Source organism: Thioalkalivibrio sp. ALJ15 (assembly GCF_000383695.1).
Classification (GTDB): Bacteria; Pseudomonadota; Gammaproteobacteria; order Ectothiorhodospirales; family Ectothiorhodospiraceae; genus Thioalkalivibrio.
In genome coordinates, this window is sequence record NZ_KB912057.1 from 1 (window position 1) to 22,785 (window position 22,785).

The window sequence follows — 22,785 nt, forward strand, 5'->3', positions numbered from 1 at the left end:
TTCCCTCGCTCCGAGGGTTTTCGCGGGCGGCGCTGAAACTCGCTGCGCCTTCGGCTTCGCTCAAACAGTCAGCGCCCCCGTTTCTATTTTGAATCGTCCCGCGAAAACCCTCTCCACTCGGCGCGACGACAACGGGGGGAAGGTCAAGACAACAGCTGTCCCGACGATTGTGCTCACGGATGGAGGCTAGGTATTCCGACATCCTGGGCACGCTCGGCCTTCGGCCCTGCGTGCCGCGCCCGCTGGCGGGCGCCAGACCCCATCGTAGGATGTGATGAGCGCAGCGAATCGCATCAGGGTTGCCCCGACGTCGGAACGGTGCGTTTCGCTTCGCTCAACCGCACCCTACGGCGCTGGAGTTGGAAACAGGCGCGGGGATACCTTCTGTTTTGACCTCCATCCCCCCGTATGAAGCCCCTTGCGGAAGGGTTCTCGGGACGGAAGAGAGGCGCTGACTGTCTGAGCGAAGCCAAAGGCGTAGCGAGTTTCAGCGCCGCCGGCCCGAGGGCCCTGGAGCAAGGTCCCCGGGCGGAATCCGGGTGCCCTTCTTTGGGTACTTTCTTGGGCAAGCAAGAAAGTACCTCGCGGCGCGCTCGCGAGTGAGCGCAGGCAGGCGGCCGGCCGAAGCCACCGTAAACACCGGATGCCGAACCAGGGCCAGCCTCAAGGACGCTAGTAGAGGGCAGGCCCCGGGTGTCAGGCGGGTTGCTGGCGGAAGCCGGCTACCTCGGCCTGCAGGCGTTCGGCCAGGCCTTCCAGGGCCTCGACGGCCTCCTGCATCTCGCGGGCGCCGTCGGCGCTGCGTACCGCGATGTCGTTGATGTGGTGTACGTTGCGGTTGATCTCCTCGGCGACCTGGCTCTGCTGCTCCGTCGCCGAGGCGACCTGGCGCGTCATGTCGTCGATGGTGGTCACGGAGTCGTGGATGTACTCCAGCATCTCTTCGGCCTCGCCGGCCTTGCTGACCGAGGACTCGGCCTGCTGCTGACTGACCTCCATTGCCTGCACGGCCTTGCCGGCCGCACCCTGCAGGCGCTGAATGATCTCGCGGATCTCGCCGGTCGAGTCATTGGTACGCTGCGCCAGGTGGCGCACCTCGTCGGCGACCACGGCAAAGCCGCGCCCCGCCTCGCCCGCCCGGGCGGCCTCGATCGCGGCATTAAGCGCCAGCAGGTTGGTCTTCTCGGCGATCTCCTCGATCACCTCGAGGATGGACCCGATATTGTCGGAGTCACCCTTGAGCTCGTCGATCACCGTGCTGGCCTTGCGAATCTCGCTGGCCAGGGCGTTGATCGACCCCTGGGTCGCCTGGACCACATTACGCCCACCCTCGGCCGCGCGGGTGGCCTGCCCGGCGCTCTCCGCCGTGCTCTGGGTGTTGTTGGCGACCTCCTGCACGGTCGCGGACATCTGGTTCATCGCGGTGACCACCTGCTCGACATCCGAGCGCTGGTCATCGGTCTCGCGACTCAACTCGTTGCTGCGGCCCTCCAGCTGGCGCGCCGAAGCGGCGATCCCGTCGGCCGCGTCCGCGACCTGTGCAATCAGGCCCGAGAGACGGTCCATGACCGCGTTGAATGCGTTACTGGTGCGGCCAATCTCATCGTCAGTGGTGACCTCGACCCGATGGCCAAGGTCCGCCTGACCGGAGGCGATCGCTTCCAGCCCCGAGGCCAGCCGCTCCAGCGGGCGCACCAGCATGTTGGCCGCAAACCAGCCGATGGCCAGCGCGACCAGAAAGGCCACCACCCAAAGCCCCCAAAGGAGCCACCACAACTGATCGACCAGCGCCGCGTCGACATTCGCCGCCAGGTCACCCTTCATCGTGTGGAAGGTCACCCCACCCATGATCGAGAGGGGGATGGTACTGACGAGAATCACAAGGATCACAAGCTTGAGGCGCAGTCCGCCGATCTTCAGAAGCCGGTTCATGGGGTCCCTCCTTTCCCCACTATAACGGCCAGGGTGGCCGCTTCTTGATAGCGGGCCCATCTTCGCGCAGGGGTCACCAAGAGCAGGTGATCCGGATCAAGTCGAACGCGGGTTCGCGGACACAAAAAAGCCCGCGTCCCAATGGAGGACGCGGGCGGATGCGGTCAGGACGGCCGGGAATCTAGCGGCTGCGCGCAGCCCGATTGCCCTGGGCCGCACGACCCTGTCCAGCCCCGCGGTTACCGCCAGGCTTGCCGCCACGACCCTGGCGCGGCTTGCCATTACGCGCACCACCGCCCGGCTTGGCGCCACGGCGATGGCCGTTGCCATCGTTCGCCGCCGGCTTCGGCGCGTCGAACCCTTCGGTCTCGATCCGCTCGATCGGGCGCTGGATCAGGCGCTCGATACCCTTCAGGAGCTTCAACTCTTCGCCATCGACCAGCGACAGCGCGGCACCCGCAGCTCCAGCGCGACCGGTACGACCAATGCGGTGCACGTAGTCTTCCGGCACGTTCGGCAGCTCGAAGTTGACGACCTGCGGCAGCTGGTCGATATCCAGGCCTCGAGCCGCAATATCGGTCGCAACGAGCACCGGCACGGACCCGGTCTTGAACTGCTTGAGCGCCTTGGTACGCGCCGCCTGGCTCTTGTTGCCGTGAATCGCCTCGGAGGGCACGCCGTCCTGCGTCAACTTCTGCGCGAGACGGTTGGCGCCGTGCTTGGTGCGGGTAAATACCAGCACCTGCCCCCAGTCGTTGGTACGAATCAGATGACTGAGCAGCTCACGCTTCCGGCTGGTTTCCACCAGGTGTACCGTCTGCTGCACGGTCTCGGCAGCCGTATTGCGCGGGGCCACGTCGACCTCGGCCGGCTTGTTCAGCAGGCTCGACGCCAGCGTGCGGATCTCGCCGGAGAAGGTCGCCGAGAACATCAGGTTCTGGCGCTTTTTCGGCATCAGGCCAATCAGGCGGCGAATATCGCGGATGAAGCCCATGTCCAGCATGCGATCGGCCTCGTCCAGCACCAGGATCTCGATACCGGAGAGGTCAATCGTCTTCTGGTTGGCATGGTCCAGCAGGCGACCCGGCGTAGCCACGACGATATCCATCGGGCCCCGCAGCGCCTTGATCTGTGGGTTCATGTTCACGCCGCCAAAGATGGTCATCGACTTCAGCGACAGGTGGCGGCCGTAGGTACGGACGGAATCATGGACCTGAGCGGCCAGCTCGCGGGTCGGCGTCAGGATCAGCGCCCGCGGACGCCCCGGCTTGCGCTCGGGCGCCGGGCCATCGGTCAGTCGCTGCAGGATCGGCAGGGTAAAACCGGCGGTCTTGCCCGTCCCAGTCTGGGCGGCGGCCAGCAGGTCACCGCCTTTCAGGACTTCGGGGATCGCCTGGGTCTGGATCGGGGTCGGCGTTTTGTAGCCGGCCTGGTCCAGCGCACGCAAAAGGGATTCGGCCAACCCAAGGTCGGCAAAGGAAGAAACAGAAGACATGCAATACTCCAACGGCTACCCGCCGCTCGCAATCGAGGGGCACCCATCGGGGTATGACGAAATCGGGGGGACGGGAACCGAGAAGGTTCCGGATCAGTGAACGGACGCTGACGGGCGGGGCGTTCGGTGAGGCCACTATACCGGGTCGGAAGGTGAAAGCAAGTGATTCTCCGCGGTTTTTTCGCTTAATGCCTGATTCACGCGGTAAAGACTCTGGGCCGATTCCACAAACGCTCGTATAATGCACGGATTATAAGAATAAACGCGCCAGGGATGGCCGGGTGACGCAGGTCCAGCGATGCGGATCCGTGTGGCACCCAGGGTCAGACGCGCGTGCCTCACGGTTACGGCATACATCTGGTAGTTCGATCGTCCGTTGCCGACTGTAGAGGAGCACGATGATGAGTACGTCCGGGGCAGCCGCCCGAGCAATGGGTCGCCATTTCCGATCCCGAGCGTGCACATGACTGATTTCGCTCAGGGGCCCCGATGAACGCCCTTCCCCGCTCCCCGGCTTCACGCTATGTGCCCCTGATGTGGCTGGTACTGCTGGCACTGTTCATGCTGCCTGTACTGCTCTGGATGGTCGGCATCCCGGTCCCGCCGCTGGTGCCGCTGGAGCATATGACCGCATTCCACACCGCGACCGAACTGTTCGCGGTGGTCGTGGCGATCGGGGTGTTCGCAGTCGCCTATCATGTGCGCGACCGCCGTCGGGTAATGGCCACACTGGTCCTCGCCACTGGGTTTCTCGCCGTAGGCCTGCTGGATTTCCTGCACCTGATGACCTATCCGCAGATGCCGGATTTCATCACGCCCAATTCCTCGCAACAGACCATCTTCTTCTGGCTGGCCGCGCGGCTCGTCGCCGCAACGGCGCTCCTCCTGTATGTGGCACTCCCCTTGATGCCAAGAAGCCAGGAACCCGTTCCCAGGGGCATGCTGGTGGGTGCTTTGGCGCTAGTCGCAGTGCTTGCCTGGGTGGGGCTATGGCACGAACAGCGCATTCCGGCACTGTTCGTCCCGGGCGAGGGACTGACGCCGCTCAAGATCGCGCTGGAGGGCGTGGTGGTGGTGCTGCACGCCGCCACCCTCCTGGTCCTGCTGCTGCGCCCTCAGCTCATGCAGCGCCCCGGTATGCCGCTGGTGGCCGCCGCGCTGATGGTCCTGATGGCCAGCGAGGTATTTTTCACCCTTTACGACAACCTGTCCGACGGCTTCTTTGTGCTCGGCCACATCTACAAGGTGGCGGCCTATGCGCTGATTTACTGGGCGGTTTTCATCGAAAGCGTACGCGCGCCCATGGCACAACTCCGGGCCGCCCACCGGGATGTCGAGCTCCGCCAGCAGCGCTACGAGCAACTGATCGACACGGCGCCGGACGGGGTACTGGTGACCGACGGCGACGGCACCATTCTCATGGCCAATCGCAACCTCGAACGCCTGTTTGGTTACACGCGACGGCATCTGATTGGCCAGCCCGTGGAGACCCTGATCCCCGAGCGCCTGCGCGAACACCACCAATCGGTCCGCGAGCAGCAGAGCGACGACATCTCGGAACGGACCATGGGCCAGGCCCCCGACCTGCGGGGACGCCGGCTCGACGGCACCGAGTTTCCGGTCGACATCAGCCTGAATGCCTTCGAGGACCAGGGCGGGCGGCGTATCACCGCCTTCATCCGGGACATTTCCGACCGCCAGCGCCGCGAGGCCCGCATTCAGCACCAGGCGACCCACGACAGCCTGACCGGCCTTCCCAACCGCTGGCTCCTGCACGACCGGCTTGCCCAGAGCATTGCCCACGCCAGCCGTCACGACCATCGCATCGCGGTGATGCTGCTCGATCTCGACCACTTCAAGATGATCAACGACACCTTCGGCCACCACGAGGGTGACGAACTGCTGCGCGAAGTCGCTCAACGCCTGAAGGACGCAGCGGGCAACGACGCCACGATCGGGCGTTTTGGCGGCGACGAGTTCATGATCCTGGTCCCCGAGATTACGGATGAGCTGCAGATCGGGGAGCTGGCCCAGGAGATTCTGGCGCAGTTTGACCGGCCGTTTCAGACCGGCCCCACGCGCCAGTTCAGCTCCAGTGCCAGTCTCGGGATCGCGCTGTTCCCGCAGGATGCGCGGGACGCGAACACGCTGGTGCGCTATGCCGACATGGCGATGTACGAGGCCAAGCGCTCCGGGCGCAATACCTACGCGTTCTATTCCGAACACCTGGATGCCCAGGTACGGGCGGAACAGCAGCTCCAGGAGCGCCTGAAACACGCGCTGGAACATGACCAGCTGGCACTTCATTTCCAGCCGTTGATCGATGCCCGCACCGGGGCCGTGACCGCCGCCGAGGCCCTGCTTCGCTGGAACGATCGGGAACTGGGTGCCGTACCACCATCGCGCTTTATCCCCAGCGCCGAGGCCAACGGGTTGATCCTGCCACTCGGTGACTGGGTGATCCGTCGCGCCTGCCAGCAACTGGCCGACTGGGCACAACAGGGTGTCGACACGTCCATTTGCATCAACGTCTCGGCGCTTCAGTTCCGCCAGCCGGATCTCGTCTCCCGACTCGAAGCGGCACTGAAGGAGGCCGGTGCTTCGCCCGAACGCCTCGAGATCGAGGTGACCGAGACCGTGGCCATGGCCGATGTCGCCCTGACGCGCGAGCACCTCTCCGGGCTCAAGGCGCTCGGTGTGCGCGTATCGCTGGATGATTTCGGTACTGGGTATTCCTCGCTCGCCTATCTGAAGTCGCTGCCGATTGACAAGATCAAGATTGACCGCTCGTTCATCGCGGGGATCGGCCACGACCGCGACGCCGAGATGATCCTGCGCTCGGTGATGGGCCTCGGCCACAGCCTGCACCTGAAGCTGGTGGCCGAAGGCGTGGAGACCGCCGAGCAACTCGCCTTCCTGCGCCGAGAAGGCTGCGACCTGTACCAGGGATGGTTCTACTCGCCCGCGCTGTCGGTGGAAGAATTCCGTGCCACCGTCCACTCTCAACTGGATGCCTGAGGCTCGCCCTGCTGGCTGCGCATGCCATTGGCGATGGCGTGATCACCACGGACCTCGAGGGGCGGCTCAACTACCTCAACCCGGTCGCCGAGCACCTGACGGGATGGAACCAGGCGTCCGCCTACAACCAGCCCCTCGCAAGCGTGTCCCACCGGCTACCTCAAAAGACACTGAAGATCGATGGCAGCTTTGTGCGCGACATGGCGGAGGATCGGGTCAGCCGCGCGATGGTCGAGAGCATCCACCACATTGGCCGCGTGATCGGGGTCAAGACGGTCGCGGAGCGCGTCTCGCACGAGAGCCTGATGGAATCCATGTGCCGAAGCCCCTGGAACCATGCCCTGTTCCGGTAGCGGAAAAGCGACGTTCCGGGTCGGTCGCCGGCTGAATACCGGGAAAGACCGGTGCGGCCGGGAACGAATCCCGACCGCCTGGTTAACCCCCGGTCAGTAGCCCATGTTCGCGTGGACATCCGGCGGGGCCTCGTGCGTTAGCAGCGACCAGGTCAGATGCGCCATGACCTCGGGCGCCACCACGGTGTGGCGATTGCCCCCGTGCTGCATCCCCTCGCGCAGGCGCTGGCGAACCTCGGCCTGCCCCGTGAGGTCGTAGATCACATCCACCTGATCGCCACGGGCCAGGATGTCCTCGACCGATTCCAGCGGAATCCCGCGCGCCTGCGCCAGTTTGCAGCCCTCGGTTTCGCCCTGCTCCGATACCGCGCAAATCTCCATTCCCGGCGTATCGCTGTCCAGCAGCAGTTCCAGAAAACGGCCCCCCACACGGCCCAGCCCAACAATCGCGATCTGAATCGCCATCACTCCCTCCTTGGTTTTCGTTATATCCGGCATGCATCGTTCAGCATGCCCATCCGAGTATAGGGGACATGCTCGCTTTCGCACGCCTGAACGATGTTTGCGGAGACATGGGGAAGATCGGGCCTTTTGGGCGCCGGCCCCGAGCCCCCTACACTCGGCGCATTCACTGCAATGGAGTACACCGCATGAGTCAGTTGCATCTCCCGATCCGCGTGGATCGCCGCGAGCAGGGCAAGATCATCCAGCGCCTCGAGCGCCTGGAGGGCGTGGAATTGGAGTTCGTCGATCTCGATGTCGGCGACTACGAACTCCCCGGTGGGGTCGTCGTGGAGCGCAAGTCCGCCACCGACATGGTGCTGAGCGTCGTGGACCAGACCCTGTGGGAGAACGCCGCCAAGCTTAAGGCGACGCACGACAAGGTGATCTACGTAGTCGAGGGGGACCTCTACGAACCACGCTTCCACCAGCAGGCGCTGGACATCCACCGCGCCCTGACGCATCTGACGATCGCGCTCGGGATCAGTGTGCTGCCCTCCAATGACGAAGACACCAGCGGCATGCTGATCTACCTGCTAGGCATGAACGCCCAGGTGGACCCCGACCCAATCGCACGCCCCGCCAAGCCCGAAAAGCGCCGTGCAGCGGCGGAGTTCATTATCAGCGGCCTGCCCGGTGTGGAACCCGATCTGGCCCGCGACCTGCTGCGCCAGTTCGGCAGCGTGCGCGACGTGCTGAACACGGATGCCGAGCAACTAGCCGAGGTCGATGGCATGGACCTGGAACGCGCCCAGCGCATCGAGTCCGTCGTGACCCATGGCAGCCGCAAAGGGTAATCCCGCAGGGTGCGGGGATTCACGTGTCTCGCCCCTCGCCTGACGTTACAATGCGCGCTGCAGCCCATGCGCAGGCCCCGGGGGCACGCGCGGCGGCGCTCGCCAGACCACCGGAAGGCGGGACCGCAATTAACTGATTTCAGGGAGAAACCAATGGCGTTCATCGTTCTCGAGAACTGCATCAAGTGCAAGTACACCGATTGCGTCGAGGTCTGCCCGGTCGACTGCTTCCACGAAGGCCCCAACTTCCTCGCGATCGACCCTGACGAGTGCATCGACTGCACGCTCTGCGAGCCGGAGTGCCCGGCCGAGGCGATTGTGCCGGAGGATGATGTCCCGGAAGACCAGCTCCAGTTTATCGAGCTGAACGCCGAGCTCTCGCGCACCTGGCCGGTGATCACCGCGCGCAAGGATCCGCCGGAAGACGCCGAGGAGTGGGACGGCGTCGAGGGCAAGCTGAAGCATCTGGAACGCTAAGTCCGCATCAATGGGGCTGCCAGGCAGCCCCACAATCTCGCTGCATCCGCCTGGCCAGGCGCCCCCCTCTGCATCTCCCGATGCGCTGCAACGGCCTTCTTCCCGACCGCCACCCACCCTCCTCGTCCCTGCAAGTCAGCCCGCGGCAACCGTAGCTGGGGTACCCGGTGTCTCCTCGTTGAGTCACTCACGCGAAACCCGATTCCCTCGTGATTTCAATAGGTTCAACCTCGAATGGCCGCGCCCGAGCGCACGCACTGTATCGCGGATGGCACAGATTGGGTCCGATCGCGATACCCCTTGACTCTATAAGTCATTGTTCTCCCGGACAAACCGTCCGCTGGCCCAAGTCCTGCTAGTTGGGTTGTTGCGTAGCACGGGCCACGTGCACCGGGGCTACGACAACCGTCTATTGCTGGCTAGCCAATGGAGACAAAGCCATGAACTTCAAAAAGACCCTGATTGCTTCCGCTATCGCCCTGGCCTTCGGCCTGAGCTCGGGCCTGGCCCTGGCCAACCCGACCAATACCGCCGATGGCGAAGTCGGTGATCAGACCGCCACCGCCACCTCCTCGGCCGATGGCGGCGGCGCCTCGGCGAACGAGTATTCCCAGGCGTTCGCAATCAATGACTCCGACCTGTCGAACAGCTCGGACAACAGCACCGCGATCTCGGACTCGGGCAATGACAGCTCCGACAACAGCACGAGCATTTCGGATTCGGGCAATGACAACTCGGACAACAGCACGAGCATCTCCGACTCGGGCAACGACAGCTCCGACAACAGCACCGCGATCTCCGACTCCGGCAACACCACAGTCTCGGATTCGGGGAACGACAATTCGGACAACAGCCTGAATGTCTCGGATTCGGGCAATGACAGCTCCGATAACAGCACGAATGTCTCCGACTCCGGGAATGACAGCTCCGACAACAGCCTGAACATCTCCGACTCGGGCAACGACAACTCCGACAACAGCATGGCCCACGCGGACGACAACAGTGCAGCCGCCAACAACGGTTCCACTGCCTCGGTGACCCGTGATCAGAGCGACAACTCCGACAACAGCTCGGCCATCATGGATTCCGGCAACTACACCGCAACGGACAGCTTCAACACGTCGCTGCAGGTGAACGCCGTGGTCAGCCAGAACGAACTGTCGGGTACTGTGACCGGGAACTACGTCGACATCGCCGGTCGTGCCAACCAGGAGAGCCACAACTACATCGGCTCGGATTCCTTCGTGGCCCCGGCGGGGATTACCCAGGTGTCGCAGAACAGCGGCGCGAACAGCCTGACCCAGCAACAGGTCTCGGTGCAGGCGCATCTGAACCTGGGCAACTAACCGACACGGCGTGTCGGAACGGCATGCGGCGGGATCATCCCCGCCGCATTCTCCCTGCCATGCAAGAGGGTCCGGTCATGAGTAATCCGTCAGCTCACCGGGGCGGCATCGGTTCTGCTGCCTTTCTGTCCGCCGGCATGCTGCTGGTGACAGCCATCGCCCATGCCGAAGTCCCGCCGGCCGGCGATGAACTGCTGTTCGGCTCGGCTCCCGACGCCTATGAGGTGGTCGATCTGGCCACACTGGACGCGCAACGGGCACGCCAGGGCGTGACCAATATTCAGCTCGGTCAGATCCACTCGCGCATTGACCTCGCGAACAACCACGCCGTGAACTCCACCACCGGCAAGAACTTCGTGGCGGCCGGGGCCTTCGACAATGCCCGCGGGATCTCCACGGTCATTCAGAACAGCGGCAACAACGTCGCCATACAGGAATCGATGATCGTGAACATCACGATCAACCCCTGAGGAATCACCAATGCCCATCCGCCGTTGGTTCCTCTGCGTAGTCATCACCACCGCGCTGATGCTTTCGCCTGCCCTGTCCGCATGGGCCGGCGGGGCCCAGTTCCCCGGCATGATCGGCAGCATGAACGTGCCGGTGGAGAGCCTGAAAGACCTGCGCTTTCGCTCCATCGTCCCGCAGCGATACGACTTCAGCTGCGGCTCCGCCGCCCTGGCTACGCTGCTCACGTACCACTACGACCGCCCCACCACAGAGGTCGAGACCTTCGACAGCATGTTCCGACGCGGCGACCAAGACCTGATCCGCGAACAGGGCTTCTCCATGCTCGACATGAAGCACTACCTGGAGGCCGAACAGGGCATGCCCGCCGACGGCTTTCGCATCGGGCTGGATGACCTCGACAATCTCGGGGTGCCGGCGATCGCGATGATCGAGACTCGGGGCTATCGCCACTTCGTGGTAATCAAGGGGCTCGAAGGCGGACGGGTACTGGTGGGAGATCCGGCTCTCGGGGTCAACAGCTACACCCGTAACGAGTTCCAGCAGATCTGGGTCAACGACATCCTGTTCATCATTCGCGAGGACGTGGACCTCGCCCGGCATCGCTTCAATGCCTCCGAAACCTGGGCCGCCGTGACCCGCGCGCCGATCGAGTCGGGTGTCGTGCGCAGCGACCTGGCGAGCTTCACCCTGCATCTGCCCCGCGCGAGCGACTGGTGAGCGCCATGATGAAACGCCTGCCCTGCTGCATCCTGGGCGTCATCCTGGCCAGCGCGACATGGGCTACAACGGCTCATGCCCTGGATGTCCTGCCCCCCCTCGGCGACGAGCGCGTAGTACCGGATTCGGTACTGGAGGCCCAGCGCGGCGGCTTCTTCGGGCGCGATGGTCTGGAGATCTCGATCGGGCTGGAGCAGATCACGTCACTCAATGGCGAGGTGATCAATCACTCGACACTACGCCCCCTTAGCGATATCGCCAGCGGCTCCCACTGGCCCGGCACCGACCTGCGTTCGGTCGTCATCCAGACCGGGGGCGCGATGCCGGCGGAAAGCTGGACCTCGGGCATGGGCTGGGTCACTGCGATCCAGAACGAGCTCGACGGACAGGACATCCGCCACCAGACCATCCTGCAACTGGAGCTTGGCAATCTGCAGATGCCGCGCGGGGACCTGGGCCGGGCACTGGAACAGCACATGCTCGAGCGTGGCGGAGGCTTCTGAACCCTCCGCCACGGCAACGCGCCCCTCAAAAACGGATCGGCACCCGCAGGGTGGCCTGCACATCCGGTGCGGCCTCGGTCGCCCCGACACCGAGCGAGAAATTCACACTGGTGCGGTCCGTCAGCCGGTGCGAGATACCCCACAGTACGGTCCCCACCTGGCGCCGCCCGAACACGGGCTCCAGCCCGCTTTCGTTCTCCACCCGCGTGCGGAATACCGTGCTGTGGTCGTAGCCAAAGCTCATCGAGGTGCGGTCGTTCAGGCTGATGGCCATCCCCAGGCTCATGCCGACCGCGTCGCCGGGATTGACCTTGCCATAGCCATCGCCCACATCGCGCTCGATGTTCCAGAGATAGCTGACGTTCGCAAAGATCACGGCCGGGTCGGTCGGATAGATCATCGTCACGCTGGGCTGGATACTCCAGAACCCGGAACCGGTGGGCTGCTCGAGGAAGATCTCGCCCAGGCGATTGCCCTCGTCATCCAGGATCTCGCGGCGGGCGACATCGAAGGGCCCCTTACCAGTCGTGCTCTTCGCCTTGAGGTTGCCGATAAAGAACGGCCGACCTCGATCCGCCATGTTGAACTGGTAAGACACGCCGAACTCGATATCGCCCAATCCCTGCCCGGTGGAGCCCGTCACACGCTCCAGCGCGGTCGCCTCGAGGATGTCGCGCCGGCGCACCTGCTGCTCGCGGTAGACATACGGGATCTTCATCCCGACCTCCAGCCGCTCGGTCAGGCCATAGCGAAAGCTCACCGCCGCGGTCAGCGTGTCGCGCTCCGTCTCGCTGACATCAATCAGCCCGATCGCCAGGGCCGGGATGATGGTGAACCCCTCGATCGACACATCCAGCGAACTGCTGTGCACGTACGACAACGACGGCTCCACTACCCACTGCCCCTTCGGTGTGAGCACACCACGTTCCTCGAAGACCGTCACCTCGGGGCCCGAATCCACCGGGGCGTCCCCGACCGCCTCGCGAGCCTCCTGGCCCACGGCCGGCCCGGCCAACCCGATACAAAACGGTACGATCCCCAACCCACTTCTCCTGACCCATCGCTTGTCCACCGTCGTTCTCCATGGCCCCAGGGGCCGAACTGTTACGCAAGGGCCACTCTCTTCCCCGTCACAAGATTCAGGGCGCATTGGAACGCAGCCCGTACTTGTCGAGCAGGCGGTAGAGCGTCATCCGGCCCACCCCCAACTGGCGCGCGGCCCGCGAGACATTGTTGTCGCACTGGCCCAGCACCTTGATCAGCAATTCCCGTTCGGCGGTCGAGCGCGCCTGGGCCAGCGTTTGCGGCTTCTCGGCATTGCCCGAAGCGGCCAGTCCCAGATCCTCCGGCCGAATCAGGCGTCCCTCCGCCATCGTCACCGCCCGCCGCACCCGGTTCACCAGCTCGCGTACGTTTCCGGGCCAGGCATGTGCATACATCGCCTGCCACGCGGCCTGGGTAAAGCCGCGCAGCCGAGGGTTCTGGCTGCGGAACTGTTCGAAATAGAAGCGCGCGAGTTCTTTCAGATCCGTGCCCCGCTCTCGCAACGGGGGCACATCCAGCTGGATGACATTCAGGCGGTAGTAGAGGTCCTCGCGGAAACGACCGCTCTCGACGGCCTCGTCCAGCGCGACATGGGTCGCCGCGAGCACGCGCACATCCACCTTGATAGGCTGCAACCCGCCGACCCGCACCAGCGTTCCCTCTTGCAGGAAACGCAGCAGATTGACCTGTAGCTCCAGGCTGAGATCGCCAATCTCGTCCAGCAGCAGCGTGCCGCCATGCGCCAGCTCGAACTGCCCGATCTTGCGTCGACCCGCCCCGGTAAAGGCGCCTGCCTCGTGGCCAAACAGTTCCGACTGGATCAGCTGCGCCGGCAATGCCCCGCAGTTCACTGCCACAAAAGGCCCGTTCGCCCTTCGTGAATGTCGGTGCACCGCCAGCGCAGCCAGTTCCTTGCCGGTGCCGCTCTCGCCCTGAAAGAGCACCGGTGCCTCGGAGCCCGCGACGCGCTCGATCTGGCGGGCCAGTCCCTGCATCGCCGGGCTATGCCCAACGATGGGAATATGGTCCGACTCGGCATCCTGATTGGGACGAGTGGGCCGCGCTTCCAGCGCCGCCATGCCGCATGCCCGTCCCAGCGTGATTTCAAGGCGCGCCTGGTCGAATGGCAGGGTATGAAAGTCGTAACAGGACTCGCGGATCAGCTCGCGAACGTCGTCGCGCAGTAATAGATCCGGGTGAACGAGCGCGATCCACTTCACATGCTGATGAGTGTGTACAAACTCGGTCACCCAGTTCGGGATGGGGCTGCCCAGGTCGACAAGCCCAACACGCACCTTGCTGAGTGTCCCCTCCGTTACCCCACCCGGCCCCGGGACGCGCCACAGCGTCCAGGCATCGGAGAAGCTCGGCATCGATTCCCCCGCGCCGCCGCCACCGTCTACCCATGCCACCTCGCGCACCATCGCAGTCGCACAGGCGCGCTGCAGTGCATAACGCGATTCGTCGGAATCCCCCCGGGGCAGGAAAGTCCCGCCATCCACCGACCGCAAAAAGGAACCATTCAACCTTCGCGATCCGGCCATGCCCGTCCCTATTGTTCAGATCCAGCTTTACTTGCCGGTTCGACGCAACCGACCCATCGCTGGAAATTCAGCGTTGTCTCTGCCGGAATATAGGGGAAAAGAACGATCGAAACATTAAACAAGGAGCGCGAAATTAACCACCAAAAAGACTTACAATTTATTTTAATGAAGGGCATTAATATTCCCGAAGCCAGATTCGCCCGAAAATAAAAAGGGCCGCTCGAGAGCGGCCCTTTTTGTGATGCATTTAAAATCCCCGACCGTATGATACGGGGACACTACGTCTCAAACACGAGACAATTCCTGAGTATCACTAACCAATGTCACCACAGCCAGGTCTCCGGCTGCTCGATCGACCGGTCTTCGTTATTCGCCAGCAGACCCTTGATGCAACGCACCAAAAGCCAGACGATCATGAACAGCAAGACCAGGAATCCAATACCGATCGGGGTCAAAACAGCCCCTACGATCACGCCGAGCAAGCCAATCCAGAATGTACGAATCTGGTAGGTAAAATGCGTGTCGCTGACCGCGTCCCCATCGTTGCGCTTGATGTAAGCAATAATCAAACCGGCGATCGCGGTGAGCGCGGTCAGAAAGCTGACCAGATACAGTACGTACACCACAGTCACCATCGTGCGCTCCTTGCGCGGACCCGGCACGGGGCGGCTCACATCGCTCGGTTCGACTTCCGGTCGTGTTCCTTCGCTCACCTTGCACCTCCTGTCGGCATGGTCATGCTCATTGCGAGCCTGTTCGCCGAGACTAGCACTTCTGCTACTGACCCAGTGACAGGCGCAAGCCCCCCTACGCTGGACCCGCCCAGACGATCAGCACGATCCCGAGCAGGGCGAACACGAAGCCTGCCAGTTGCACACGCGACATACGCTCGGCCTGAAACAGGCGGGCCATCAGCGCGGTCGGCGCGGGCGACAGCGCCCCGGCCACCGCAATGATCGACAGCAGTCCCATGCGTACGGCCACGACAAAGGCCAGGGTCGCTGCCGCCTGGAACAGCCCCGCCAGCGCCAGCAGCACGAAGGTGGAGCGGCTCATCCCGCGTTCGGGCCGCAAGACCAGCATGACAAGGGCAAGCGTCAGGGCCCCGACCGCCGAGGTGGCCACCACGGGCCACAACGGTGATCCGGCCTGGGCCTGATCGAGAAACACGAAGACCAGGCCGAAGCAGACCCCGGCGATCACGGCGTCCAGCAGCCCCTTGACCGGATGCTCACCCCGCGCCAGCGCAATCAGGCCACGAACGGGTTGATCCAGACGCCGCGGGCTGGCCTTGCGCGCCCCGCCCGAGATCATGCCGATGGCCACCACGATGGCGGCAATGCCGACCAGCGCCAGCACGCCCGGCCGCTCACCGAGGGCCAGGCCCACCCCCAGCGGCACCAGAGCGGAGATCACACCAGTAATCGCCGCCACCAGGCCCATCGAGCCCTCGGCCAGCCCGCGATAATAGGCGAGAAGGCCCAGCGCCAGCGCCAGCCCGGAGGCACCCCCCCAGATCAACGCCTGCGGGCCCGGCAGCCCCGCAAGCGGAACGGCGATCAGCAGCAGCGCGCCGGTGGCCAGGAACTGCGAATAGCAGGCCACCACGAGCGCGGGGATTCGGCGCGAGGCCAGGCCACCAAAGAAATCCCCAGCGCCAAACCCGAGCGCCGTCAGGAGTCCGAGGAAAAAGGCCATCAGCGACGCCGCCGCGAAACCGGCGCTCGCCGCTTCAGGGGCTTATTCACCCGCCTGTTCGAGCAACTCCTTCAGCCGGTTCTCGTTCGCGGCGCTATGAATACCGGTAACGGTGCCGTCACCGTCCAGCAGGATCACGGTGACCTCTTCCGGTGTGTGCGGCATGAAGCCCGCGTCCTGTTCGGACTGGGTCACCACCGTCGGGTATTCACGTGCCTGCATGCGCGGCAGCACGACGTTCTCCATCACGTGCGGCGGCATCTGGTGGATATCCGCGATGTAGATCACACCGATCTCGTTGCGCTCTTCCTCGGTCATCTCGCCGAGCACGGCGTTGGCGATATCGGCCGGGGCCATCTCCACCGTCTTGAGGATCACGCGCGCATCACCCGGTATCTGCAGCGGGTTGCCGTGCTGGTCATTCAGCGTGCGCTCGGGGAAGGCCTCGCCTTCGGCCACTTCGTCGGCCGAGGCGTTGGCACCGCCGTCGCAGGCCGCGAGGAACAGGGTGGAAGTCGCCAATAGCGCGGCGAGCAGGAGTGCGGACAGTCGGTTCATGGGGGTTCCTCCAGGGCTGTGAAACAATGCGCGCCGTGAACGGTCGGTCGTTCGCGGCAAACGCCGCCGATGGTAACGCATCCCTGGCCCCAGTAGACTTCACGGACTCGCCGACCCATGTACCCACTCGCGTTGGTCCGTGTTTCCCAGAGCAAATGCCCCGGAACCCCTCGATGCTTCAGCCACTGATCAAACTGCTGCGGCCGCACCAGTACATCAAGAACGGGTTTGTCCTGCTGGGCGTCGTATTCGCCCACGAGTGGGAACCGGCGATGCTGCTGGCCGCGGGGGTCGCCTTTATCGCCTTCTGTGCGATTGCGAGTGCGGTGTATGTGCTGAACGACATCGTCGATGTCGAGGCCGACCGCCAGCACCCGGTCAAGTGCAACCGGCCCATCGCCAGCGGGGCAATCCCGGTCGGGACGGCCTGGGCGATCTTCGCCACACTGGTGGTGGTCGCCCTCGTACTGGCGGCCATGGTCAGCACCGGCGTGACCGCCCTAGTGCTTGCCTACCTGGTGCTGAACGTCGCCTACTCCTGGTGGTTGAAGCATGTCGTCATCCTGGATGTGTTCAGCATCTCGGCGGGCTTCATGCTGCGCATCCTGGCCGGCACGCTCGGGCTCGGGATCGAGCCCTCGCAGTGGCTGCTGCTGTGCGGCCTGATGCTCACACTGTTTCTCGGCTTCGCCAAGCGCCGCGCGGAACTGGCGGATACCGCAATCGAGCGCTCTCCCGAACGGGAAGGCCCGCGCCGCGTACTCAATGACTACAGCGTGGGCCTGGTGGACCAGTTCATCGCGATCAGCGCGGCCTGCACAGTCCTGTCGTACGGGCTCTACACGGTCAGTGCCCAGACGATCGACCTGCACGGCACGGATGGACTGATCTACACGCTGCCGTTCGTGATCTACGGCATCTTCCGCTACCTGTTCCTGCTGCACGCCCGTGGTGGCGGCAACGACACCTCGCGCGACCTGGTCACCGACCCGCACCTGCTCGCAACGGTTGCCGTCTGGCTGGGCGTCACCATCGCCGTACTCGCATGAGTGCGGTCCTGCTGTCCGGCTGGCGCATGCGGGCCGTGATGCTATCCGTCATCGCGGCCGTTGTGCTGTATCTCGGGGTTGCGCTGTGGGCGGGGGCCGCCGAGGTCTGGCATGCCCTCGCGCTGGTGGGGATCGGGGGCCTGCTGCTGGCCCTGTCGCTCTCATTGGTGAACTACTCGCTGCGTTTCACACGCTGGCAGCTCTATCTGCGCCGGCTGGGTCACCACGTGCCCCTGCGCAGGAGCGCCCACATCTACCTGGCGGGCTTTGCCCTGACCACCACACCCGGAAAGGCCGGCGAGGCCCTGCGCGGCGTATTGCTGAAGCGACGCCATGTTCCCTATCCCGACAGCTTGGCGGCCTTCGTCAGCGAGCGTCTGTCCGATCTGATCGCGGTCGTGCTGCTGTCGATGCTGGGCTTCACCCTGGTGGCCCAGGGTGGCTGGCTGATCCTCGCCGGGGCCAGTGCGGTGGCGCTCGCGCTGGTCATCCTGTCGTGGCGCCGACCACTCGCACGACTGCAGACGTGGACGGACCGGCCCGGCCAGCGCCTGTGGCGGACCGTTCATCACCTGGCGACTATCCTGCTGCAGGCCCGGCGCTGCCACCGCCCCACCCTGCTGGCCGGGGCGACCATTCTGAGTGTGGTCGCCTGGAGCGCGGAGGCGCTCGCCTTCTGGTGGATCCTCAACGCAATGGGCTTCGAGGCCAGCTTTGCCTTCGCCGCATTCGTGTTTGCGCTGGCGATGCTGGCCGGCGCGCTGAGCTTCCTGCCCGGCGGGCTCGGCGGGACCGAGGCCGTGATGGTCGGCCTGTTGCTGCTGCACGACATGCCCGCGGCCGATGCGGTCGCCGCCACCATGCTGATCCGCTTCACCACCCTGTGGTTCGCGGTCATCCTGGGCCTGATGGCCCTGGGCACCAACCCCGAGGCTCGCGGCCGCGAACAACCGGAGGCCACGGCATGACCACGAGCTGGAACCGCATCCCGCGTGTCGCGCACGCCGCCGAGGTCACGCTGAACCGGCGCGGCCAGCCCCTGCCCGGGGCTTCACACCCACTGCTGGCCTACGGCCTCGGCCGCAGCTACGGCGACGTCTGCCTGAATCCCGGCGGGAGCCTGCTGCATACTCGCGACCTTGATCGCTTCATCGCCTTCGATCCCGATACGGGCCGCATCACCGCCGAGGCCGGCCTGACCCTGGACGACTTGCTGCGCTTCGCGGTCCCGCGCGGCTGGTTCGTGCCGGTGGTACCCGGCACGCGCTTTGTCACGCTCGGAGGCGCGGTGGCCAACGACGTGCACGGCAAGAACCACCACCATGCCGGCAGCTTCGGCGAGCACGTCCGCGCCATGACCCTGCGCCGCTCGGCCGGCGAATGCCTCGAGGTGACCCCCGACGACACCCCGGACTGGTTCGCCGCGACCGTCGGCGGGCTCGGGCTGACGGGCCTGATCGAGACGGTCACGCTGCAGCTCGTGCCCGTACGCACGCCCTGGATGCGCGCGTGGTCGCAGCGCTTCGACAGCCTGGACGAGTTCTGGGAGCTGGACGCCCGGGCCGAGCGCGAATGGCCCTACACCGTCGCCTGGATCGACTGCCTGAACCCGGGCCCGCGCGGCGAGGTCGGGCGCGGCATCTACAGCGGGGCGCGCCACGCCACCACCGCACCGGCGCGCAGCCAATACCGGGAGCCCCGCCGTGCCATACCGCTGGACCCGCCGGTTTCACTGGTCAACCGGGTGACCCTGCGGCTGTTCAACCAGCTCTATTACCGCCAATCCGTACACCCGACCGCCCGCGCCGTCCATCACCTGCCCTGGCTTTTTCCGCTGGACGCGATCCGCCACTGGAACCGCATCTACGGGTACAAGGGCTTTTACCAGTACCAGTGCGTGCTGCCCCCGCATGCGCAAAAGGACGGCATGCAGGCGTTGCTCGACGCCGTGGCCGCCAGCGGCCAGGGCTCGTTCCTCGCCGTGCTCAAGCGCTTCGGGGATCGCGCGGGGCCGGGCATGCTGTCATTCCCCCGTCCTGGGGCGACCCTGGCGCTGGACTTCCCCGAACGCGGCAACGAGACCGAGCACCTGTTCCGGCGCCTGGACCACATCGTGCAGGAGGCCGGCGGCGCGCTGTACCCGGCCAAGGATGCGCGCATGTCACCCGACCTGTTCCGCAGCGGCTTTCCCCGCTGGGAGGAGTTCGCTAGCTTTGTCGACCCCGAATTCTCCTCCGGCTTCTGGCGCAGGGTGACCAAATGAACCGTTTGCAGTCTGTCGTGATCCTCGGCGCCACCTCGGCGATCGCCACCGCCGTCGCGCGCGAACTCGCCGAGCACGGGGCCCGACTGTTTCTGGTCGCGCGCGACGGCGAGCGCCTGGAGCCCCTGCTGCAGGATCTGCGCGTACGCGGCGACGATGCCTCCGGCACGCGCATCCTCGGCACGACGGCCGACCTGGCGGACATCGACGCCCACGCGGATGTTTGGGCGCAGGCCCGCGAAGCGCTGAGCGATAACATCGATGCGGTGCTGCTGGCCTGGGGCACGCTGCCGGATCAGGAGGCCTGCAACACGTCGGTCGCGACCACACTGGAGGCGATCCATGTGAACGGCACCAGCGCCATCGCCTTCCTGGCCTGCATCGCACCCGACTTCGAGCAGCGCGGCCGTGGCGTGATCGCCGCCATCGGCTCGGTCGCCGGCGACCGCGGGCGTCAGAGCAACTACGTCTACGGCACCGCCAAGGGCATGCTGGCCACCTATCTCCAGGGGCTGCGCAACCGGCTGTTCTTCAGCGGCGTGGATGTGGTCACGATCAAGCCGGGTTTCGTGCGCACCCCGATGACCGAGGGCTTCAACCGCGCCGGCGCGCTGTGGGCGGAGCCCGATACGGTCGCGCGCGGGATCGTCAAGGCCATGCGCCGCGGCCGCGATGTCGCCTACCTGCCCTGGATCTGGTGGGGCATCATGACCGTGATCCGCCTCATCCCCGAATACCTGTTCAAACGCCTGAAGCTGTAATGACGGCGCCGCAACGCATCGTGCTGTTCGACTTCGACGGGACCCTGACCCGACGCGACAGCCTGTTCCCGTTCCTGCGCTTCGCGCTGGGTACGCCGCGCTTTGTCGCGGCCCTGCCCGGCTGCCTGCCGACCCTGGCGGGCTTCGCGCGCGGCCGCATCGCCAACCAGGTCGCCAAGGAGGCCGTGCTCCAGCGGATGATCGGCGGCGCATCCCTGGACGATCTGCAGGCCCGGGGCCATGCCTTCGCGGATCGCGTGCTGGACCGCCTGCTGCGACCGGCCGGCATGGAACGCCTGCAACACCATCAGGCGGCCGGCGACACCTGCGTGCTGGTCTCGGCCTCGCTGGATCTGTGGCTGCAGCCCTGGGCCGAGCGCCATGGCCTGGCCGACGTGATCTGCTCGCGCCTGGCGGTCGACGAGCACGGCCGCGTCAGCGGGCATCTGGACGGAACCAACTGCCAGGGCGCGGCCAAGCCCGCCGCGATCGCCAGCTGGCTGGGGCGCTTCGATCCGGATACCCCTGTGGATCTCTACGCCGCCTATGGCGACACCGCGGGGGACGAGCCCATGCTGCAGATGGTGACCACGGGTTATCGGCTGCGGGGCGGCCGGTTCGAGCCGGTCCAGACGGGCACGTCGTCGGCATGAGTGCAGATCGGCTGCCTCCCGGCGCGCCCTGGCTCGCGCGCCACTACGGTGCGGCGCTGCTGACCGCCCTGGCCGCCAAGATCCTGATCGCCTGGACCCTGCCGATCACGGGCGACGAGGCGTACTTCCTGATCTGGGGGCAGAATCCCGATCTCGGCTACTACGACCACCCCCCGATGGTCGGCTGGTGGCTGAGCCTGGTGCTCGCGATCTCGGACCACCCGCTCGCGATCCGGTCACTGGGGATCGCCGTATCCATGGCCCCCGCCCTGCTGATCCTTGCACTGTGGCACCGGCAGGACCCGGTCCGGGCGCGTCTGGTCTCGCTGATCGCCCTGTTCATGCCGCTGCTGTTCATCGCGGTGCTGACCGCCACGGACACGCCGCTGCTCCTGTTCGGCCTGCTGGCCACCGGCCTGACCTGGCACGCGCTGCGCACCGGGCGTCCGGGCTGGTTCCTGCTGGCCGGGATCGCGCTGGGGCTGGCCTTCCTGTCGAAGTACTTCGCGGTGCTGCTCGGGATCGCGCTGGGGCTGCACATCCTGCTGTTCGCGCCGCGCCACTGGCGCGGACTGCTGTTGATCATCCTCGGCGTGGTGCCGGCGGTGGCCCTGAACCTGTACTGGAACTGGGACAACTGCTGGTACAACGTGATGTTCAACATCGTGAACCGGCATGGCGGCGACGGGATCGACCTGACCAACCTGCTCGCCTACGCGGCGATGCTGGTCTATGTGTTCACCCCCTGGCTGCTGTGGTTCATCGCCCGCGAGTTCCGCGTACTGGGGCCCGGCATCCGTGAACATCGCTTCGGGGTCTTCCTGAGCGCCGGGCTGATCCCGCTCGCGGTGTTCGCCCTGCTGGCGCCGGTCAAGAGCATCGGCCTGCACTGGCTGGCGGTGTTCGTGCCCTTCCTGCTGCTGCCCGCCCTGTTCCTGAGCACCCGCGCGCTCAACGTCAGCGCCTGGCTCTCGGCCCTCCTGGCCGGCGTACATGCGGTGGTGCTCCTGATGATCGCGCTGATGCCCGTGGAATGGCTCGAGAACCACGACCGTTACGCCGATGCGGTCTACTACCTCGCCCCGGAATCCGTGGCCGCGGCCGTGAACGAATACGAGCCGGACTGGCACGTATTCACGCGCAGCTATTCACGCTCCGCAGTACTCGCCTACTACGCCGGACGCGACGTCGGGGTGTTCGGCTCCGGCTCGCACTACGGCCGCCAGGACGACCTGCTGACCGACTTCCGCGCCCTGGACGGCGCCAACCTGCTCTACGTTGCGACCCGCGGCGAGGTCGACCCCGACGACCTGGAACCCTTCTTCGACGAGGTCGTGGTCCGCCGCCAGGCGATCCGCGGGATCGACTGGGAGATCGCCGAGGGCCGCGGATTTCGCTATGACGCCTACCACGAGCAGGTGCTGAGCGAGGTCCTGGCCGACTACTACGCTATCCCCGCCTGGCTCCCCGAAGGCCGCTGCGACTTCACCGATCGCTACAGCCAGTAACGCCGCGAACATCGGTGCGGTATTACGGTCACACAGGCATGCCGATACGCTTGAACCTGCCGCAACGCGCGTTCAAGCTGACGCGTTTGCCAATGCA

Annotated in this window: 22 protein-coding genes; 14 read left to right on the plus strand and 8 right to left on the minus strand. The window is 65.3% G+C overall.

The features are described 5' to 3' along the window. Positions 1-696: 696 nt before the first annotated feature. Both G015_RS0103610 and G015_RS0103615 read right to left on the minus strand, forming a co-directional pair. Complete coding sequence (locus G015_RS0103610; protein WP_020146167.1) at positions 697-1,932, minus strand: methyl-accepting chemotaxis protein; 1,236 nt, start codon at positions 1,930-1,932, stop codon at positions 697-699. Between the two features lie 181 nt (positions 1,933-2,113). Then, on the minus strand, positions 2,114-3,427 hold the full coding sequence (locus G015_RS0103615) for a DEAD/DEAH box helicase (protein WP_038049117.1): 1,314 nt from the start codon (positions 3,425-3,427) through the stop codon (positions 2,114-2,116). Positions 3,428-3,916: 489 nt separating this feature from the next. Here G015_RS0103615 and G015_RS0103625 point away from each other — a divergent pair, with 489 nt between their 5' ends. Beyond that, positions 3,917-6,445 (plus strand): EAL domain-containing protein, encoded by a 2,529-nt coding sequence (locus G015_RS0103625; RefSeq protein ID WP_020146168.1) that lies wholly within the window; start codon positions 3,917-3,919, stop codon positions 6,443-6,445. Beyond that, entirely contained in the window at positions 6,376-6,798 is a 423-nt protein-coding gene (locus G015_RS0103630; protein ID WP_255325701.1) for an EAL domain-containing protein, read from the plus strand. The genes G015_RS0103625 and G015_RS0103630 overlap by 70 nt, the downstream gene beginning before the upstream one ends. A gap of 93 nt (positions 6,799-6,891) precedes the next feature. Here G015_RS0103630 and G015_RS0103635 read toward each other — a convergent pair whose 3' ends face one another. Next, positions 6,892-7,263 carry a hypothetical protein gene (locus tag G015_RS0103635; RefSeq protein ID WP_018137695.1) on the minus strand — a complete coding sequence of 124 codons (372 nt, stop codon included), beginning with the start codon at positions 7,261-7,263 and terminating at the stop codon, positions 6,892-6,894. Between the two features lie 185 nt (positions 7,264-7,448). On the opposite strand from G015_RS0103635, the gene G015_RS0103640 reads away from it, so the two are divergent. The 6 genes from G015_RS0103640 to G015_RS0103665 all read left to right on the plus strand — a co-directional run bounded on the left by G015_RS0103640 (position 7,449) and on the right by G015_RS0103665 (position 11,610). Continuing rightward, entirely contained in the window at positions 7,449-8,096 is a 648-nt protein-coding gene (locus G015_RS0103640) for an ERCC4 domain-containing protein (protein ID WP_012982433.1), read from the plus strand. Between the two features lie 153 nt (positions 8,097-8,249). Further along, positions 8,250-8,573 carry a ferredoxin FdxA gene (gene fdxA / locus G015_RS0103645; protein WP_012982432.1) on the plus strand — a complete coding sequence of 108 codons (324 nt, stop codon included), beginning with the start codon at positions 8,250-8,252 and terminating at the stop codon, positions 8,571-8,573. 440 nt (positions 8,574-9,013) lie between these two features. After that, entirely contained in the window at positions 9,014-9,919 is a 906-nt protein-coding gene (locus G015_RS0103650; protein WP_012982431.1) for a hypothetical protein, read from the plus strand. A 137-nt stretch (positions 9,920-10,056) separates the two neighbouring features. Then, a complete protein-coding gene (locus G015_RS0103655; RefSeq protein ID WP_018993558.1) occupies positions 10,057-10,389 on the plus strand; it encodes a hypothetical protein in 333 nt (110 codons plus the stop codon). Between the two features lie 10 nt (positions 10,390-10,399). Next, positions 10,400-11,107, plus strand: coding sequence for a C39 family peptidase (locus G015_RS0103660; RefSeq protein ID WP_012982429.1), 708 nt, complete (start codon positions 10,400-10,402; stop codon positions 11,105-11,107). Beyond that, on the plus strand, positions 11,104-11,610 hold the full coding sequence (locus tag G015_RS0103665; protein WP_020146169.1) for a hypothetical protein: 507 nt from the start codon (positions 11,104-11,106) through the stop codon (positions 11,608-11,610). Before G015_RS0103660 ends, G015_RS0103665 begins: the two co-directional genes overlap by 4 nt. Positions 11,611-11,635: 25 nt before the next feature. Here G015_RS0103665 and G015_RS0103670 read toward each other — a convergent pair whose 3' ends face one another. The 5 genes from G015_RS0103670 to G015_RS0103690 all read right to left on the minus strand — a co-directional run bounded on the left by G015_RS0103670 (position 11,636) and on the right by G015_RS0103690 (position 16,454). Next, entirely contained in the window at positions 11,636-12,652 is a 1,017-nt protein-coding gene (locus tag G015_RS0103670; protein ID WP_018174524.1) for a transporter, read from the minus strand. Positions 12,653-12,749: 97 nt separating this feature from the next. Then, complete coding sequence (locus G015_RS0103675; RefSeq protein ID WP_020146171.1) at positions 12,750-14,180, minus strand: sigma-54 dependent transcriptional regulator; 1,431 nt, start codon at positions 14,178-14,180, stop codon at positions 12,750-12,752. 341 nt (positions 14,181-14,521) lie between these two features. Next, the gene (locus G015_RS0103680; RefSeq protein ID WP_018174522.1) at positions 14,522-14,911 is read right to left on the minus strand and encodes a DUF4870 domain-containing protein; all 390 of its coding nucleotides are present in this window, start codon (positions 14,909-14,911) and stop codon (positions 14,522-14,524) included. Positions 14,912-15,005: 94 nt separating this feature from the next. After that, on the minus strand, positions 15,006-15,896 hold the full coding sequence (locus G015_RS0103685; RefSeq protein ID WP_012982424.1) for a DMT family transporter: 891 nt from the start codon (positions 15,894-15,896) through the stop codon (positions 15,006-15,008). A gap of 42 nt (positions 15,897-15,938) precedes the next feature. After that, positions 15,939-16,454 carry a hypothetical protein gene (locus tag G015_RS0103690; protein WP_012982423.1) on the minus strand — a complete coding sequence of 172 codons (516 nt, stop codon included), beginning with the start codon at positions 16,452-16,454 and terminating at the stop codon, positions 15,939-15,941. 173 nt (positions 16,455-16,627) lie between these two features. Here G015_RS0103690 and G015_RS0103695 point away from each other — a divergent pair, with 173 nt between their 5' ends. Genes G015_RS0103695 through G015_RS0103720 form a run of 6 tightly spaced genes read left to right on the plus strand, consistent with a single transcriptional unit; the run spans position 16,628 to position 22,688 of the window. Continuing rightward, positions 16,628-17,503, plus strand: coding sequence for a decaprenyl-phosphate phosphoribosyltransferase (locus G015_RS0103695; protein ID WP_012982422.1), 876 nt, complete (start codon positions 16,628-16,630; stop codon positions 17,501-17,503). Beyond that, positions 17,500-18,471, plus strand: a complete 972-nt coding sequence (locus G015_RS0103700; protein ID WP_012982421.1) for a lysylphosphatidylglycerol synthase transmembrane domain-containing protein — start codon at positions 17,500-17,502, stop codon at positions 18,469-18,471. The genes G015_RS0103695 and G015_RS0103700 overlap by 4 nt, the downstream gene beginning before the upstream one ends. After that, positions 18,468-19,766, plus strand: a complete 1,299-nt coding sequence (locus tag G015_RS0103705) for an FAD-binding oxidoreductase (RefSeq protein ID WP_012982420.1) — start codon at positions 18,468-18,470, stop codon at positions 19,764-19,766. Before G015_RS0103700 ends, G015_RS0103705 begins: the two co-directional genes overlap by 4 nt. Further along, positions 19,763-20,527 carry an SDR family oxidoreductase gene (locus G015_RS0103710; protein ID WP_012982419.1) on the plus strand — a complete coding sequence of 255 codons (765 nt, stop codon included), beginning with the start codon at positions 19,763-19,765 and terminating at the stop codon, positions 20,525-20,527. Before G015_RS0103705 ends, G015_RS0103710 begins: the two co-directional genes overlap by 4 nt. Beyond that, on the plus strand, positions 20,527-21,180 hold the full coding sequence (locus tag G015_RS0103715) for an HAD family hydrolase (RefSeq protein WP_020146172.1): 654 nt from the start codon (positions 20,527-20,529) through the stop codon (positions 21,178-21,180). Before G015_RS0103710 ends, G015_RS0103715 begins: the two co-directional genes overlap by 1 nt. Next, positions 21,177-22,688 (plus strand): glycosyltransferase family 39 protein, encoded by a 1,512-nt coding sequence (locus tag G015_RS0103720; RefSeq protein WP_020146173.1) that lies wholly within the window; start codon positions 21,177-21,179, stop codon positions 22,686-22,688. The genes G015_RS0103715 and G015_RS0103720 overlap by 4 nt, the downstream gene beginning before the upstream one ends. Positions 22,689-22,785: the final 97 nt, after the last annotated feature.